The 17,904-nt window shown below is 32.9% G+C and carries 14 protein-coding genes; 5 read left to right on the top strand and 9 right to left on the bottom strand.

Going from position 1 to position 17,904, the window contains the following annotated elements:
- The first annotated feature begins 225 nt into the window (after positions 1-225).
- Positions 226-3,678: a pyruvate carboxylase gene (locus tag BFJ87_RS04350; RefSeq protein WP_077400495.1), complete on the top strand. Its 3,453-nt coding sequence runs from the start codon at positions 226-228 to the stop codon at positions 3,676-3,678.
- A gap of 77 nt (positions 3,679-3,755) precedes the next feature.
- Here BFJ87_RS04350 and BFJ87_RS04355 read toward each other — a convergent pair whose 3' ends face one another.
- Positions 3,756-4,547 (bottom strand): hypothetical protein, encoded by a 792-nt coding sequence (locus BFJ87_RS04355; protein ID WP_077400498.1) that lies wholly within the window; start codon positions 4,545-4,547, stop codon positions 3,756-3,758.
- Positions 4,548-4,720: 173 nt separating this feature from the next.
- On the bottom strand, positions 4,721-4,861 hold the full coding sequence (locus tag BFJ87_RS16860; protein ID WP_171974465.1) for a hypothetical protein: 141 nt from the start codon (positions 4,859-4,861) through the stop codon (positions 4,721-4,723).
- A gap of 180 nt (positions 4,862-5,041) precedes the next feature.
- Here BFJ87_RS16860 and BFJ87_RS04360 point away from each other — a divergent pair, with 180 nt between their 5' ends.
- The 4 genes from BFJ87_RS04360 (at position 5,042) to BFJ87_RS04375 (ending at position 11,385) form a co-directional block, all read left to right on the top strand.
- Entirely contained in the window at positions 5,042-6,679 is a 1,638-nt protein-coding gene (locus tag BFJ87_RS04360; RefSeq protein WP_077400501.1) for an ABC-F family ATP-binding cassette domain-containing protein, read from the top strand.
- A 294-nt stretch (positions 6,680-6,973) separates the two neighbouring features.
- Positions 6,974-9,475, top strand: a complete 2,502-nt coding sequence (locus BFJ87_RS04365) for a TonB-dependent receptor (protein ID WP_077400504.1) — start codon at positions 6,974-6,976, stop codon at positions 9,473-9,475.
- Between the two features lie 24 nt (positions 9,476-9,499).
- Positions 9,500-10,453 carry an alpha/beta hydrolase gene (locus BFJ87_RS04370; RefSeq protein ID WP_077400507.1) on the top strand — a complete coding sequence of 318 codons (954 nt, stop codon included), beginning with the start codon at positions 9,500-9,502 and terminating at the stop codon, positions 10,451-10,453.
- Positions 10,450-11,385: a glycerophosphodiester phosphodiesterase family protein gene (locus tag BFJ87_RS04375; protein ID WP_077400510.1), complete on the top strand. Its 936-nt coding sequence runs from the start codon at positions 10,450-10,452 to the stop codon at positions 11,383-11,385. The genes BFJ87_RS04370 and BFJ87_RS04375 overlap by 4 nt, the downstream gene beginning before the upstream one ends.
- A 74-nt stretch (positions 11,386-11,459) precedes the next feature.
- On the opposite strand, the gene trpA is transcribed toward BFJ87_RS04375, so the two are convergent.
- From trpA to BFJ87_RS04410, 7 genes are read right to left on the bottom strand one after another with little or no spacing between them, the layout of a single operon-like run.
- The gene (trpA, locus tag BFJ87_RS04380; protein ID WP_077400513.1) at positions 11,460-12,221 is read right to left on the bottom strand and encodes a tryptophan synthase subunit alpha; all 762 of its coding nucleotides are present in this window, start codon (positions 12,219-12,221) and stop codon (positions 11,460-11,462) included.
- Between the two features lie 9 nt (positions 12,222-12,230).
- Positions 12,231-13,412, bottom strand: coding sequence for a tryptophan synthase subunit beta (gene trpB, locus BFJ87_RS04385; RefSeq protein WP_077400516.1), 1,182 nt, complete (start codon positions 13,410-13,412; stop codon positions 12,231-12,233).
- A gap of 31 nt (positions 13,413-13,443) precedes the next feature.
- Positions 13,444-14,085 (bottom strand): phosphoribosylanthranilate isomerase, encoded by a 642-nt coding sequence (locus BFJ87_RS04390; protein WP_077400519.1) that lies wholly within the window; start codon positions 14,083-14,085, stop codon positions 13,444-13,446.
- On the bottom strand, positions 14,085-14,867 hold the full coding sequence (trpC, locus tag BFJ87_RS04395; protein WP_077400522.1) for an indole-3-glycerol phosphate synthase TrpC: 783 nt from the start codon (positions 14,865-14,867) through the stop codon (positions 14,085-14,087). Before trpC ends, BFJ87_RS04390 begins: the two co-directional genes overlap by 1 nt.
- Positions 14,868-15,860, bottom strand: coding sequence for an anthranilate phosphoribosyltransferase (gene trpD, locus BFJ87_RS04400; protein ID WP_077400525.1), 993 nt, complete (start codon positions 15,858-15,860; stop codon positions 14,868-14,870). It abuts the gene before it with no gap.
- Between the two features lie 46 nt (positions 15,861-15,906).
- A complete protein-coding gene (locus BFJ87_RS04405) occupies positions 15,907-16,470 on the bottom strand; it encodes an anthranilate synthase component II (protein ID WP_077400528.1) in 564 nt (187 codons plus the stop codon).
- A gap of 4 nt (positions 16,471-16,474) precedes the next feature.
- Positions 16,475-17,872, bottom strand: coding sequence for an anthranilate synthase component I family protein (locus tag BFJ87_RS04410; protein WP_077400531.1), 1,398 nt, complete (start codon positions 17,870-17,872; stop codon positions 16,475-16,477).
- Between the last annotated feature and the right edge of the window lie 32 nt (positions 17,873-17,904).

Consider the following 17,904-nt stretch of genomic DNA (forward strand, 5'->3'; position numbering starts at 1 on the left):
TATCTTAGTTGCTTGTTAAATAATTGTAATATATATAAAATAGTGATAATATGATACGAAATACCTCCGTTTTGTAAAATTTTAATATTGTTAAAAACGCTTAAATGAAGTACCTTTGAAAACAGCCAATCAGGTAATAATTATGTTAAATTATTTTGGTTATCTATAATTAATTTAATAAAATTATTAGAACTCGTAAGTAAACACTAATAAATACATTAATAAATGAAGATTAACAAGGTTTTAGTAGCTAATAGGGGAGAAATTGCTATCCGTATATTTAGAGCTTGTGTAGAAATAGGCATTAAAACGGTAGGTGTATACACCTATGAAGATCGGTATTCGTTACACAGGTATAAAGCAGATGAATGTTACCAGATTGGTGAAGATCATGAACCTTTAAAACCATATTTAAATATTGATGCTATAATACAGGTAGCAAAGGATAATGGAGTAGATGCCATACACCCTGGTTACGGATTTTTATCTGAGAATGCTGAGTTTGCACAAAAGTGTGCAGATAATGACATAATTTTTGTTGGGCCTAAAGTTTCTGTTCTTAAATCTTTAGGAGATAAAATAACAGCAAAAGAAGTTGCTGTGGCTAATAATGTACCTGTAATACAAAGTAGTGATAAAGATTTAACTGAGGTTGGTATAGCTATAGAGGAGGCAAACCGTATTGGCTACCCAGTTATGCTAAAAGCTGCATCGGGTGGTGGTGGCCGCGGTATGCGTGTTATACGTACACAAGAAGAGTTAGAAAAAGCTTTTCCTGAAGCACGTAGAGAGTCTTTAAATGCTTTTGGTGATGATACTGTTTTTCTTGAGAAATTTGTAGAAAACCCAAAACATATAGAGGTACAAATAGTAGCAGATACACACGGCAATATGGTACACTTGTATGAGCGAGATTGTTCTGTGCAAAGACGTTACCAAAAAGTAATAGAGTTTGCTCCGTCTATTGGTTTGCCACAAGAAACCAGAGATAGTTTGTATAAGTACGCTATTGATATATGTAAAGCGGTAAATTATAATAACATAGGTACCGTAGAGTTCTTGGTAGATGAAGATGGTAGTATATACTTTATAGAAGTAAACCCAAGAATACAAGTAGAGCATACAGTAACCGAAATGATTACCAATATAGATTTGGTAAAGGCTCAGCTATTTATTGCAGGTGGTTACAAATTATCAGACCAGCAAATAAAAATACAAGATCAAGAATCTGTAAAAATTAATGGTTACGCACTGCAGTGTAGAATTACTACAGAAGACCCTGCAAACGATTTTAAGCCAGACTATGGTGTGGTTACAACGTACAGAAGTGCTTCTGGTTTTGGTATTAGATTAGATGCTGGTAGTATTTACCAAGGCGTACGTATTTCTCCGTTTTTTGACTCTATGCTTGTAAAAGTTTCTGCAATTAGTAGAACCTTAGATGGATCTTGCCGTAAAATGCGTAGGGCATTAGCGGAGTTTCGTATTAGAGGTGTAGAAAGCAATATGGCGTTTTTAGATAATATTTTAAAGCACCAAACCTTTAGAGATGGTAAGGTTACGGTTAATTTTATTAAAAATGAGCCTTCGTTATTTGAGTTTGTAGAACCAAGAAACCGAGCTAACAAACTTATAGAATACCTAGGGGAAACCATTGTTAACGGAAATCCAGATGTTAAAAAGAAAGATCCTAACCACGTTTTTTCTAAGCCTAAAGTACCTTCTTTTGAAAAAATGAGTTCTTACCCAAAAGGAACTAAAGATTTGTTAACAGAACTAGGGCCTGAAGGTTTTGCTACCTGGTTAAAAAATGAGAAAAAAGTTCATTTTACAGATACCACAATGCGTGATGGTCACCAAAGTTTATTGGCAACCCGTATGCGTACTATAGATATGTTAAAAGTTGCAGAAGGCTACGCTAAAAACTTTCCAGAGATATTTAGTATGGAAGTTTGGGGTGGTGCTACATTTGATGTTTGTTTACGTTTTTTACAAGAAAACCCTTGGGAGCGTCTGGCGTTATTACGTAAATCTATGCCAAATGTATTATTACAAATGCTTTTACGTGGTTCTAATGGTGTAGGATATACAGCTTATCCAGATAATTTAATTGAAAAATTTGTTGAACAATCTTGGGAAACTGGGGTAGATGTGTTCCGTATTTTTGACTCTCTTAACTGGATGAAATCTATTGCACCAACTATAGAACATGTACGTAATAGAACCGGTGGTTTAGCAGAAGGATCGCTTTGTTACACAGGAGACATTTTAGATCCTAAAAAAACAAAGTATAATCTTAAATATTATATTCAATTAGCAAAGGATATAGAAAATGCTGGTGCGCATATTTTAGGAGTTAAGGATATGGCAGGCTTATTAAAACCAAATGCTGCATTTGAGTTAATATCAGCCTTAAAATCTGAAATTAATATACCAATACACTTACATACTCATGATACATCTTCTATACAGGCGGCAATGTATTTAAAAGCAATAGAAGCAGGTGTAGATGTTGTAGATGTAGCACTAGGCGGATTGTCTGGTTTAACATCACAGCCAAATTTTAACTCTCTTGTAGAGATGTTGCGTTTTCATGAACGAGAAAATAAGTTAGATACAGATAAGCTTGCAGAATACTCTAACTACTGGGAAACGGTTCGTAATTACTACTACACGTTTGAATCTGGATTAAAATCTGGAACAGGTGAAGTTTACAAACATGAAATACCAGGAGGGCAATATTCTAACTTAAAGGGTCAGGCTATAGCTTTAGGTTTAGAAGATAAGTTCCCAGAAGTTACAAAAATGTACGGAGAGGTAAACCAATTATTTGGAGATATAGTTAAAGTAACACCGAGTTCTAAAGTAGTGGGTGATATGGCTCAGTACATGATAAGTAATAATTTAACTGTAAAAGATGTGCTTGAAAGAGGAGATTCTATTTCTTTTCCGCAGTCTGTTATTAGTTTCTTTAAAGGAGATTTAGGTCAGCCCGTAGGTGGATTCCCAAAAGAACTACAAAAAATTATTTTAAAAGATCAAGAAGCCTATACAGAAAGACCAAATGCACATTTAGACCCTATAGATTTTGATAAAGAGTTTAAATCTTTTAAACGCAAGTTTAGAAAAGGTATGGGAAGGGATTTAGAAATTACAGATTTCTTATCCTATAAATTATATCCAAAGGTATTTACAGATGCTTACAATAACCACGTTAAATATGGTAATGTTATGAACATACCAACTAAAAATTTCTTTTATGGTATGGAAGTAGGAGAAGAAATTTTGGTAGAATTAGATCGTGGTAAAAACGTGTTAGTATCTTTAATGTTAAAAGGAGAGCCAGATGAAAACGGTTACGTTAGTATTTTCTTTAAAATTAATGGGCAATTACGTAATGTAATGGTTAAAGATAAAGCCGTAAAAGTAATTAAGGCTCAAAACGTAAAAATTGATAAAGATAATCCTAAAGAAATAGGAGCTCCTTTACAAGGGTTGCTGTCTAACGTTTTAGTTAAAAAAGGACAGGAGATTAAAAAGAACCAGCCTTTGTTTGTAATTGAGGCTATGAAAATGGAAACAACTGTAACTGCTACAGCCGAAGGCATTGTAGATAAAATACAATTAACAGGTGGTGCACTTGTAAATTCTGATGACTTAGTTCTTGTGCTTAAATAGTCGCAATTTAATAATCAATAAAAAAGAGCTATTCTTCTATAATAAAGAATAGCTCTTTTATTTTATGCACTTACAGCTTAAAATCTATATCCAATACTTAAACCAGCACGTACACCAGCCCAAGGACCATCTAAGTCTATTTCTGCGCCATTAGCGTCTACTTTATACTTAGTATCTACTAAAGGAATATCTGTGTCTTGTAAAGTTTCTAGTAAAGCATCTTGTTCGTTTTGAGATAAGACTCTAGAAGATACACCTTTTAAGTTTCCATTACTAGACCCAATATGCGGACCAGCAATCCACCAATCTAAAACAAGGTTGCTTCCTTGGTTAAACTGAGATCCAAATAACAAACCAAAAGTATTACCTTTAATAGTACCGCTAGTAGTTAAAGTTTCTGTACCTCCACCATCTGCATCAAAGCTAAAATTTACATTTTTAAAAGTGTATTTAGACGCTCTAAAAAACGGAGCTAAATAAAATCCTTTTCCGTATCCTTTTTTTCCTGTGTAAATACGTACTTCTGGTGTAAAACTAGAGTAGCTCATTTTACCGTCATTTACAATATTAGATAAATCATCATCTTCGTCTTCATCAACAAAAGAACTCCCAAACGGAATGCCGCCTTCTGGTATTGTTCCATAAGATAACGCCACAGAAAAAGTTTTGTTTAAAACTCTTTCATATTGAAATTGAAAGTTTCTAAAAACTAAACTTGTTAAACTCAGTTTTGCAATGTTTTTTTTGTCTTGATACTCTAAAATAGACTGTTCTTCATTGTTGGTTTGGTCAGTAGGTTCTAGTTCTTGTGCGTACGTAAAACACGTTACAGATAAAAACGTAGTTAGTAATAAGATTTGTTTTTTCATTGTTTGTTTTTAAATTGATTAAATAAAACTATTTATGTAGGAAATTACTACGGTTATATAACTTTATTTTTAAAAATTTTACTTTAAATTACTACTAATGTATTTTTTTATAAAAAAATAAAAGCCCTAGAATCATTATGATTCTAGGGCTTTTGCATATAAAGCTTGTAAGGTTATTTCTTATTTTGTTGATCCTTAATGGTTTCAGAATCAATATCAAACTTATTTGTGTCTATATCCGTATTACCTGTTGGGTTTGTAGGATTTGTTTGTTTTACTTTTCTTTTTAATCTCTTATCATCTATAATTCCCATATCATTTGTTTTTTATGTTCATCTACAATGTACAATTAATAATCAAAAAAAGTAGTTAATAGACTTGTAAGTCTTTGTTAATGAATGTTAAACGGGGGCTTTATTGCTTTTAGATAAACTATGTAAACTATCTATTAAATTCTTTACTTTTTGTTAGTTTTGCAATCTTAAATTATAAAAATGATTACAGTAGATAATATTGCAGTAGAATTTAGCGGATCAACCTTATTTAGTGGTGTAAATTTTGTTATAAATGAAAATGATAAAATTGCATTAATGGGTAAAAACGGAGCTGGAAAATCTACAATGATGAAAATTGTTGCTGGCAAGCAAAAGGCAACAAAGGGTAAAGTTAGTTGCCCTAAAGATACTGTAATTGCTTATTTGCCACAGCATTTATTAACAGAAGATAACAGTACGGTAGTAGAAGAGGCTTCTAAGGCTTTTAGTCACGTTTTTGAAATGAGAGACCGTATGGCTTATTTAAATAAAGAGCTAGAGACAAGAACAGATTATGAGAGTGATGCCTATATGAAAATTATAGAAGAGGTGTCTGAGCTTGGTGAGCAATATTATGCCTTAGAAGATGTAAATTATGATGCTGAGGTAGAAAAAGCATTAAAAGGATTAGGGTTTAAACCCGAAGACTTTACAAGACAAACAAGTGAGTTTAGTGGTGGTTGGCGTATGCGTATAGAACTGGCAAAAATACTACTGCAAAAGCCAGATTTAATTTTGTTAGATGAGCCAACAAACCACATAGATATAGAATCTGTAATTTGGTTAGAGGACTTTTTGGTAAACAAAGCAAAAGCTGTAATGGTAATATCACATGACAGAGCTTTTATAGACAATATTACCAATAGAACTATAGAGGTTACTATGGGTAAAATTTACGATTACAAAGCAAATTATACTCATTACTTGCAATTAAGAGAAGACCGTAGAGCGCACCAAATAAAAGCCTATGAAGAACAGCAAAAGTTTATAGAAGACAATATGCGTTTTATAGAGCGTTTTAAAGGAACATACTCTAAAACAAACCAAGTTTCATCAAGAGAACGTATGTTAGAGAAATTGGAGATTATAGAGATTGATGAAGTAGATAACTCTGCTTTAAAATTATCTTTTCCGTCTGCACAGCGTTCAGGAGATTACCCAGTTACTGTAGAAGACTTAACAAAAACATACGGAGATCATACAGTGTTTAAAAACGCTAACATGTCTATCTCTAGAGGAGAAAAAGTATCTTTTGTTGGTAGAAACGGGGAAGGTAAATCTACAATGATAAAATCTATTTTAGGCGAAATAGAGTATGAGGGCAAATGTAGTTTAGGGCATAATGTACAAGTAGGTTATTTTGCTCAAAACCAAGCGTCATTACTAGATCCAGATTTAACTATTTTTCAAACTGTAGATGAGGTTGCTAAAGGAGATGTGCGTACTCAAATAAAAAATATTTTGGGTAGGTTTATGTTTAAAGGAGATGATGTAGATAAAAAAGTAAGTGTACTATCTGGAGGCGAAAAAACAAGGTTAGCAATGGTAAAATTATTGCTAGAACCGGTAAACCTCTTAATATTAGATGAACCTACAAATCACTTAGATTTAAAATCTAAAGATGTTTTAAAAGAAGCATTGTTAGATTTTGATGGTACATTAATACTTGTATCTCACGATCGTGATTTTCTACAAGGCCTTGCAGAAAAAGTATTTGAATTTAAAGACCAACGTGTAATAGAACATTTTGAAACTATTGATGCTTTTTTAGAGCGAAATAAGATTAAAAACATAAAAGACATCGATTTAAAAAAGTAGCGATTGTATTTTATTTTTGATATAAGCCCAAACATTATATTTAATTATATTGTTTAGGGCTTTTTTTATTGTATAAATTGAACAGTTGAACAATTTATAAGTTGAATAGTGTTTTTAGTTTTAAACAACTTGTTTGTAGTTGGTTATATGTTTTGTTTAAACTTTCCTTAACAATGGCAGCTCTTTATTAATACTTACTTAATGCGTATTAATGTTTGTGTAACATTATTATAAAGTAGCCTCACTTTTAGCTTAACAGTAGCTATATAGTTTTGGGCAACTTAAAAACACACAATGAAAAAGAATTACTATTTAATTTTACTATTACTTACCGCATTTACGGTAACAGCACAAAACAAAGGAAGTATAACTGGTCAGGTTTTAGATGAAACAGGAACTCCTGTAATTGGAGCTAACGTGGTTATACAAAGTATATCAATAGGAGCAGTTACAGATGAAAACGGGACATACAAATTAGATGATTTGTCTTATAATACTTATACCATTACAGTATCTTACTTAGGGTATAAAAGCATAAAAAAATCAATAAATATTGCAGCTCCAAAAACAACTTTAAATTTTAATTTAAAAGAACCATCTTTTCAGTTAGATGGTTTAGTGGTTACAGCACAAAAAAGAGAGCAATTAAATAAAGATGTACCAATTGCAATAACTTCTTATGGGAGTGACTTTATAAATAACCAAGGTACGTTTGAGTATGATACTTTTTCAGATTATGTACCAGGTTTACAAATACAAATACAAAGTGTAAACAATCCTGGTATAGTTGTTAGGGGAATTACTAGTGATAGCGGAGACTCTAGAGTAGAGCCAAGAGTATCTGTTTTTCAAGACGGGGTTTCTATTAGTAAATCTCGCGGTTCTGTAGTAGAGTTGTTTGACATAGAGCGAGTAGAAGTTTTAAAAGGCCCACAAGGGACTCTTTTTGGTAGAGGAGCGCAGATTGGAGCAATGCATATTATTCAAAATAAAGCTAAAAATGAGACTTCTGCTTCTTTAAAAACAGGTATTGGTAATTACAATCAGTTTTTAGTAAACGGTTATGTAAACACACCTTTAGTAAAAGACAAGTTGTTTGCTCGTGTAGCTGCAATTTACAATAGAAGAGATGGTTATATAGAAAACCTTTCTGGAGGAGACCTAAATGGTAAAGAAACTTTGGCGCTTAGAGGCTCTTTAAAATATATAATTAGTGATAACACTACGTTTGATTTTATTGCAAATTGGCAACAAGATACACCTCCAGGAACTTCTTTTAAAAGTGGAACTTTTGCTCCTTTAGGAGGCGACTTAAACCCTAACTCTTTTGCGGATTTAGAGCGTGGTAAGGAACTAGGCTTAGACCGTACAGTATATGGTTTTACAGGAATTTTAAAGTCGTCGTTAAATGATAATTGGGATATAACTTCTACTACTGCTTATAGAAAATTTAATTCAGATGAGGCTTTTGATGCAGATGGTACTGCAGCACCAGTTTTATTTTTTAGAGAGGTTGCAGAAGGAGAACAATTTAGTCAAGAAGTACGTTTTAATTTTGATAATGATGATAAATTATCTGGTTTCTTTGGAGCTAATTTCTTTTATGAAAACGGGTCACAAGCAGTACCTTTTGAGGTTAATGAACAAAGTTACCTAGCACTTTTAGTAGCAACAGATGCTTTGGTTGTAAACGGTGTGCCAACTTTATTTCCTAATATTCCTAACGATCCGGGTAGTTTTGGGCCATTAGCAGGTGCTCCGTTATTACCTTTTAATAGTGAAAACTCTATTAATTATGGAGAAAATTATTCTGGTGATATTTTTGCAGATGCTTCTTATGATGTTACAGATAAACTAACATTTACATTAGGATTAAGAGCAACTTTAGAAAATAGTAATGCTGGTTTAGAGGTTATAAATGCAGAAAATCCAGGATTGTTAGGTAACTTTTTAGGAGCTTTCCCTAACAACTTATTTACGCCAACAAATGGTAGGATTTCGGCAAGTGAAACTTTTACATCTGCAGTAGGTAGGTTTGCTGTTAATTATGATTTAAGTGATGCGGTAACTTTTTTTGGTAATGTTGCGCGCGGTAGAAGACCAAACGTAATTAATGTAACAGCAACTGATGTAAATGTATTGTCAGACGAAACGGTATGGTCTTACGAGCTAGGATTAAAATCATTAATGTTAGATAATAAACTACAGTTTGATGTAAATGGGTATTATTATGACTATAGTAATTTTCAAACTACAATTGCACGTTTAGATGAAACAGATGGGTTAGTAATACTTCCTAACGATAGTGGTAGTGCTACTGCTTTAGGTTTTGAGGCGGCTATGCAGTACCAATTTGCAAAAAGCAGTTCTTTTTTTGCTAATTATGGGTATATAGATGCATCTTTTGATGATGAAGATTCAGACGGTAACCCACAGCAATTGGCAGGAAATACGTTTAGGTTAACACCAGAACACTCTTTCTCAGCAGGATTTAATATCAACCCTACTTTAAGTGAAAAAGTAGCTGTATTTTTAAGACCAACATATACTTATAAGTCTAAAGTTTTCTTTGAGGAAACTAATTTACCAAACATATCTCAGGATGGTTATGGTTTATTAAACATTAGAACAGGTATAACCATACAAGATAAGTATGAAATTAGTTTATACGCAACCAATGTTTTAGACGAGGAGTTTATTATAGATGCTGGTAATACAGGTGGTGCTTTTGGTATTCCAACATTTATTGCAGGTCCTCCAGCATTTTACGGACTTCAATTGTCAGTAAATTTTTAAACTAAATAATTTAAAAACAATATAATGAAAAATAAAAACACATATATTCTTTCTTTATTTCTAGTATTTGCGTTTTTTGCGACCGCACAAAAAGGCGCAAAAATGCAAGAACTAAAAGAGTTAGAGAAAAATATACAAATAGAGGAGAGTAATGTAGTAGGTATAAAGGCAGATAATGAAGCACATATTATATGGTCAGACGATTATAAGTATAAAAAATCTCCTATTGCGTTTGTGTATTTACACGGCTTTGGTGCTAGTTCTGCAGAAGGTGAGCCAGTAATGTCTCAGTTATCTGCTCACTTTAAAGCAAATACCTATATGGCCCGTTTAGAAGAACACGGAATTTACAGAGATAATACTTTTGAAAACTTAACACCAGAAAATTATATTGCTTCTGCAAAACAAGCAATTGCTTATGGCAAACTTATAGGAGATGAGGTTATAGTAATTAGTACATCTACAGGTGGTACATTAAGTTTGGCAATAGCAGCAGAAGATAAAGATATAAAAGCGTTGGTTTTGTATTCTCCGTTTATAGATTTGCTTAACCCAGCAATGAAAGCAGTAATACAACCAGGAGGTAAAGAGCAATTTATTAAGGCTTTAGGAGGTACAATGCAAGTGCAAGAACGTCCAGAATTAGAAGCAAAATATTGGTCTACCAACTACCACATAAATGGCTATATTTCATTAATTACTATGCTTACAAATACAATGACAACAGAAACTTTTTCAAAAGTCACTTGTCCTGTATTTTTAGGATACTATTATAAAAATGAAGAAGAGCAAGATAAAGTTGTTTCTGTGCCAGCAATGCAAGTAATGTTTAATGCTCTAGGAACACCAGAAGAAGATAAAACTAAAATGGCTTTTCCAAGAAGTGGAAATCACGTTATAGCAAGTGATATTAGATCCAAAGATTGGGAAGGTGTGTATTTAAATACAGTTGACTTTTTAAATAAAATTATAAAATGAAACTAAAAATAGCTATTTGTGGCCTTATTGGCCTTGGTTTTATGGCTTGTAAGCAGAGCGATAAAAAGAAAGAAAAAAAAGAAGACGCAACTCCGGTTGAAGAAACAGTGGTAACTTATAATTTTGATTTAGAAGGTCACCGTGGTGCTAGAGGTTTAATGCCAGAAAATAGTTTGCCTGCCTTTAAAAAAGCAATAGAATTGGGTGTAAATACTATTGAGCTAGATTTGGCTGTAACTAAGGATAAACAAGTTTTGGTTTCTCATGAGCCTTATTTTAATCCGCTTTTTTGTTTAGATTCTCTTGGGAAAACTATTGCTAAAAAAGATTCTATTGCATTAAATATTTATGAGCATACGTATAAGCAAACTCAAAAATACGATTGTGGTAGTATAGGTAATGTTAAGTTTCCAGAGCAAGAAAAACAGTTTGTAACTAAACCTTTATTGTTAGATGTTATAGCTCTTGCAGATTCATTAACAGCAGGTAATGCTACGCCAATAAAATATAATATCGAAATTAAGAGTTTACCAGAGGGAGATGGTATTTATCATCCTAACCCAAAAGATTTTTCTGATTTAGTCATAGCGACTATTAAAGATAAAATTGCTGTTGAAAATGTGGTGCTACAAAGTTTTGATTTTAGAGTGTTGCAATATTTACATCAAAATTATCCAGAGTATACATTGGCTGCTTTAGTATATAAAAATGATGTAAAAACTAATTTAGATACATTAGGGTTTGTGCCACAAATTTATAGTCCGCTACATAGTATGTTATCTAAAGAGGTCATAGCAGAACTACACTCTAAAAATATGAAAGTTATTCCTTGGACAGTTAATAATGAGGCTGATATGGAAAATTTACTTGCAATGGGAGTAGATGGTTTAATTACAGATTACCCTAACAAGGCTCTACAATACAGAAAATAATAACGCAAACAACCACAACCAAAAAAGCTGTTTCATAATCGAAACAGCTTTTTTTATGATAAATAAGTTAAAACTTATCTTATTTCTTGTACAAACTCTTTAATGGTATCTACACCATTTTCTGTAAGATGTTTTATAAATGCGGAGCCAATAATAGCACCTTTTGCATCTTCTGTAGCTTGTGTAAACGTTTCGTTATTATTAATACCAAAACCAACAATTTGTGGGTTTTTAAGTTGCATACTAGCTATGCGTTTAAAATAAGCAGTTTGCTCATCTCCAAAGCCAGATTTAGAACCTGTTACACTAGCAGAACTTACCATATAAATAAAGGCATCAGAGGCTTCGTCAATTTGTTTAATACGCTCGTTGCTAGTTTGTGGTGTAATTAAAAAGATGTTTTTTAAGTTGTACTTTTTAAAAATAGCTTCGTATTCATCCTGGTAAACAGCCAAAGGTAAATCTGGCATAATTAAACCATCTATACCAATTTCTGAGCATTTTTTACAAAAGTCTTCTACACCGTATTGTAGCATTGGGTTAAAATATCCCATAACAATTAAAGGAATAGAAACAGTTTTACGTATATCTTTTAACTGCTTAAAAAGTAAGTTGGTAGTCATACCATTTTTAAGGGCTATAGTAGAGCTGTTTTGTATGGTTGGACCGTCTGCTAGTGGATCACTAAAAGGCAATCCAATTTCTATCATATCAACACCATTAGCTTCTAAATCTTCAATAATTTTAACTGTATTGTTAAGCTCTGGGTAACCTGCTGTAAAGTACAATGAAAGAAGTTTTTTGTCTTCTTGCATTTTTTTATTAATTCTGTTCATTATACAATTTTATAAGTTAAAATATTTAATGTAATTATCTAAATCTTTATCACCACGACCAGATAAACTTAATACAACTACATCGTCTGGTTTAAAAGTTTTATGTTTAAAAATAGCTAAAGCGTGGCTACTTTCTATAGCAGGTATAATGCCTTCTAGTTTTGTTAGCTCTAAACCAGACTGCATAGCCTCATCATCTGTAGCAGAGTAAAACTCACCTCTTCCTGTTTTGTATAAATGTGCGTGTAATGGTCCAACGCCAGGATAATCTAAACCAGCAGAAATAGAGTAGGGCTCTGTAATTTGTCCGTCATTGGTTTGCATTAATAGTGTTTTACAACCGTGTATAACACCTTCTTTACCAAGCGCAGATGTAGCAGCGCTTTCGCCAGAATTTATTCCTTTACCTGCAGCTTCTACAGCAATAATACCAACTTCTTCTTCGTGCAAAAAGTGATAATATGTACCAGCAGCATTACTACCACCACCAATACACGCTACTACATAATCAGGATTTTCTCGTCCTTCTTTTTCTTTTAGTTGCCATTTTATTTCTTCAGATATTACAGATTGGAATCTGGTAACCATATCTGGGTAGGGATGTGGCCCAATTGCAGAACCAATAATATAATGTGTGTCTACAGGGTTGTTAATCCAGTCACGAATAGCTTCGTTAGTAGCATCTTTTAGTGTTTTACTGCCAGACAGTGCAGGTCTTACTTCTGCACCTAACATTTTCATACGTGCTACGTTTGGTGCTTGGCGGGCAATATCAATCTCACCCATATACACTACACAGTCCATACCCATTAATGCACAAACAGTAGCCGTAGCAACACCGTGTTGGCCAGCGCCGGTCTCAGCAATAATTCGTTTTTTACCTAGTTTTTTTGCCATTAAAATTTGGCCAATAGTATTGTTAACCTTATGAGCGCCAGTATGGTTTAGGTCTTCTCTTTTTAAATAGACTTTTGTATTGTACTTCTCAGACAATCTTTTTGCAAAGTACAAGGGAGACGGCCTACCTACGTAATCTTTTAAAAGCTGATCAAACTCCGCCTTAAAGTCGGGCTCTGCCATCACTTTAAGGTAATTTTGGCGTAGATTTTCTACGTTAGGATATAACATTTCTGGAATATAGGCACCGCCAAATGTTCCGTAATATCCTTTTTTTGTTACATTATAATTCATCTGAATTAGTATTAAGTTTTAAGTACTTTATTTAGATACTTAATGCTGTTTTAAATTCGTTTAATTTTTCAATATTCTTTACTCCTGGTTCTATTTCAAAACTACTATTTACATCTAAAGCAATGCAATATTTTGCAGCCGTAGTTTTTAAAAATTCTTTAATTTTATGTACATCATCTACACCAATGCCGCCACTTAAAAAGTAAGGTTTAGTAGACGGATAGTTTTCTAAAACAGACCAGTTAAAAGTGTAGCCGTTACCGCCAGGTAGTTTGCCTTTGGTATCAAATAAAAAATAATCGCATACTTTTTCAAAAGGAGTAATAACGCTAAAGTTAAAACTGTCTTTAATAGAAAAAACTTTTATTATTTGTGGTTGTTTACCTTTTAATCCTAAATTAGAATTTCGTAACCCTTTACAAAACTCGGGAGATTCTTTGCCGTGTAGTTGTACAACATCTAGACTGTATTGGTTAATTTTTTCTACCACATAATCTAAATCTGCATCAACAAAAACGCCAACTTTTTTAATGTTTTTTGAAATATTACCCATTTTTCCATTAAAAAACCGAGAAGAAGGTTCCCAAAAGATAAAACCTAGATAATCTGGTTGCAATGCTGCAACAGCCTCCATATTTTCTAGGTACTTCATACCACAAACTTTTAGTTTCATTAGGCTAAAGATTTAATAAAATTGGTGGCACTATCGCCAGGGTTATCAGTCTTCATAAAATTTTCACCTATTAAAAAACCTTTGTAGCCGTACGGTTGCAATTCTTTAATAGCATCTATATTGCTAATGCCACTTTCAGATACTTTTACAAAATCATTAGGTATTAACTCAGATAAAGATTTACTTGTGTCTAAACTTACTGTAAAAGTTTTTAAATTACGGTTGTTTACGCCTAGCATATCTAAACTAGGCATAATAGATTTGTGTAATTCTTCATCATTATGAACTTCTAATAAAACATCTAAGTTTAAACTTTTAGCAAACTCAGAAAATCGTTTTATTTCTTCTCTAGTAAGTATAGCTGCTATTAACAAAATAACATCTGCACCATAAGCTTTAGCTTCTAGTATTTGGTATTCATCTATAATAAACTCTTTACGTAATAGCGGCATTTGCACGGCTGCTCTAGCGGTTAACAAATCGTCTAAAGAACCACCAAAATATTTGCCATCTGTTAAAACAGACATACCGCATACACCAGCATTTTGGTAACCAGTAGCAACATCTTGTACTGATAAGCTATTGTTTATTACTGCTTTTGATGGCGATCTTCTTTTGTGTTCTGCAATAATACCAGAACTACTATTTTTTAATGCAACAGCTAAAGAGTTACAAGGTCTATTAAATAAAACTGAAGCCTCTAATTGAGATACAGGAATAAGAGTTTTTCTTAAAGCAACTTCTTTACGTTTGTCTAGTACTATTTTTTCTAATATATCCATTTATGCACTTAGCTTTTGTAATTTTTTTAATGCTTCTAAACCTTTACCACTGCGCAAAGATTCTTGCGCCATTAAAAAGCCTTCTTTAGGGGTGATATTTTGTACTGTAGCAATTGCGATACCTGCATTGGCACAAACAACATTGTTCTGCGGATCTGTACCTTTACCACTTAAAATATCTACAAATATTTTTGCAGAAGCCTCTACGGTGTCACCACCAACAATGTCTGACTGTTTAATTTGCTGTACTCCAAAATCCTCTGGTTTAAGCATATTTTCTGATAAGCGTGATATTGTTTTTGTATTACCAGTTAAACTAATTTCATCATAACCATCTAATGCGTGTAAAACAGTAAAGTTTTTATCTGTATTTTGATAAAGATAACCGTACATTCTTGCCAGTTCTAAATTGAAAACACCTACCATTTGGTTTTTTGGAAAAGCAGGGTTTACCATTGGGCCTAACATATTAAAGAATGTTTTTACTGCCAACTCTTTACGTATTGGTGCAACATTTTTCATAGCAGGGTGAAAAAGTGGTGCGTGTAATACGCATATACCAGCCTCATCAATAGTTTTTTCTAAAAAGCCAACATCATTGCTAAATTTTATACCTAAAGACTCCATAACATTACTACTTCCGCATTTGCTAGATACACCGTAGTTACCGTGTTTTGTTACTTTAATACCAGCACCAGCAGTAACAAAAGAGGCAAGCGTAGAAATATTAAATGTATCTTTACCGTCACCACCCGTGCCACATAAATCTATTGGATTGTAGGCAGATAAATCTACAGCTAAACAAAGGTCTAGTAATGCATCTCTAAAACCTTCTAACTCTTCAATAGTAACGCTACGCATCATATAAACGGTTAAAAAAGCTGCAATTTGACTTGTGTTATAATCACCTTTTGCAATATTAACCAAAACATTTTTTGCGTCTTCTTTAGAAAGAATTTCGTGATTAATTAATCTATTTAATATTGTTTTCATTTTTATATTTTTAGTTGAATAAGTAAATTTTTACAAATAGTTTGTTTTACTTATTTACCCAATTTTTCAGCATTTGTTTTCCTTTTGGTGTTAGTACAGACTCTGGATGAAATTGTACAGCGTTAACATCATACACCTTATGGCGTAAAGACATTATTTGTCCGTTTTCATCTACAGAAGTAGCTTCTAAAACATCTGGTAGGTCTGAGTTTACAACCCACGAGTGGTATCGGCCAACTTTTAGCTCGTTACCTAAGCCTGCAAATAAAACATCTTCTTTAATAACTGTAATAGTGGTAGCAATACCGTGGTAAACTTGCTCTAGGTTAACTAATGAACCTCCAAAAACCTCGCCAATAGCTTGCTGACCTAAACAAACTCCTAAAATTGTTTTGGTAGGAGCGTATGTAGCAATAATTTGTTTTAGTAAACCAGCTTCATCTGGAATACCAGGACCTGGAGAAAGTACTATTTTTTCAAAAGCATCTACTTCTTCAAGTGTAAGTTGGTCGTTTCTTTTTACAGTAACATCACAATCTAAATCTTCTAGGTAGTGCACTAAATTGTATGTAAAACTGTCGTAATTATCTATAACTAATATCTTTTTCATCTTCTTAAATATTCTCAGCTATTTCTAAAGCTTTGGTTAGTGCTCCTAATTTATTGTATGTTTCTTGTAGTTCGTCTTTTGGGTTAGATGCGGCAACTAAACCAGCGCCAGCTTGGTAATGTAATTGGTGATTTTTACTTAAAAAAGTTCTAATCATTATAGCGTGATTAAAATTCCCGTTAAAATCCATAAAACCGATGGCGCCACCATAGTAACCACGACTAGTTTTTTCGTATTTTTCTATAAGTTGCATAGCCATATGCTTAGGCGCACCGCTTAAAGTACCAGCAGGAAAAGTGTCTGCAACAACCTTCATTGTAGGTATGTTGTCTTTTTTAATGCCTGTAACTTTAGAGACCAAATGTATTACGTGAGAGAAAAACTGTACCTCTCTATAATTTTCTACGGTAACTGTGTTTCCGTTTCTACTTAAATCATTTCTGGCCAAATCTACCAGCATAACGTGTTCGCTATTTTCCTTATCGTCTTCTGTTAATTCTTTGGCAATAATAGCATCTTTTTCATCATTACCGGTACGTTTAAAAGTACCTGCAATTGGGTGAATTTCTGCTTTACCATCTTTTACAATAATTTGTGCCTCTGGCGAGCTACCAAATATTTTAAAATCGCCATAATCAAAATAAAACAGGTAAGGAGATGGGTTTACAGAACGTAGAGCTCGGTATACATTAAATTCGTCTCCTTTAAATTCTTGAGAAAATCTTCTAGATAACACTAATTGAAAAACATCTCCGCGCTGACAGTGTTTTTTTGCTAAATCTACGTGCTCTAAAAAATCTTCATCTGTTAAGTTAGAAGTTGCTTCTCCTTTTTTAGAGAAATTATAGGTAGCAAAGTTTCTTACGTTTAATAGTTGTTCTATTTCTGAGATATTACTTTCTGTGTTAAAGGTATGTGCAAATATGTAGGCTTCATTTTTAAAATGATTAATAGCAATTACATTTTTGTAAACTGCATAATACATATCTGGTATGGTAACCGAGTTATCTTTTTTAGCAATATTTACATCTTCAAAATAACGAACAGAGTCATAAGCCATATAGCCAAAAAGGCCGTTATTTATAAATTTAAAGTTATTATTGTTAGAGCTAAACTTTGTGCTAAAATTGTGTAAAACAGTAGCTACGTCTACAGTGTTGTCTATAGTTGTAGTATTGCTAGTCCCATCTGGATAGTTTTCAAAAATGGTTTCGTTTTCTATTTTTATAGATGCTATTGGGTTACAGCAGATATAAGAAAAACTATTATTATTTGCGTGGTAATCGCTACTTTCTAATAAAATACTATTAGGAAACCTGTCTCTAATTTTTAAGTACATACTAACAGGAGTAATGGTGTCTGCCAGTATTTTTTTGTAGTGCGATGTTAGATTGTATTTCATTTTAACTTTAAATTTTTAAATAAAAAAAAGGC

The organism is Cellulophaga omnivescoria, from assembly GCF_001999725.1.
GTDB classification, from domain to species: Bacteria; Bacteroidota; Bacteroidia; order Flavobacteriales; family Flavobacteriaceae; genus Cellulophaga; species Cellulophaga omnivescoria.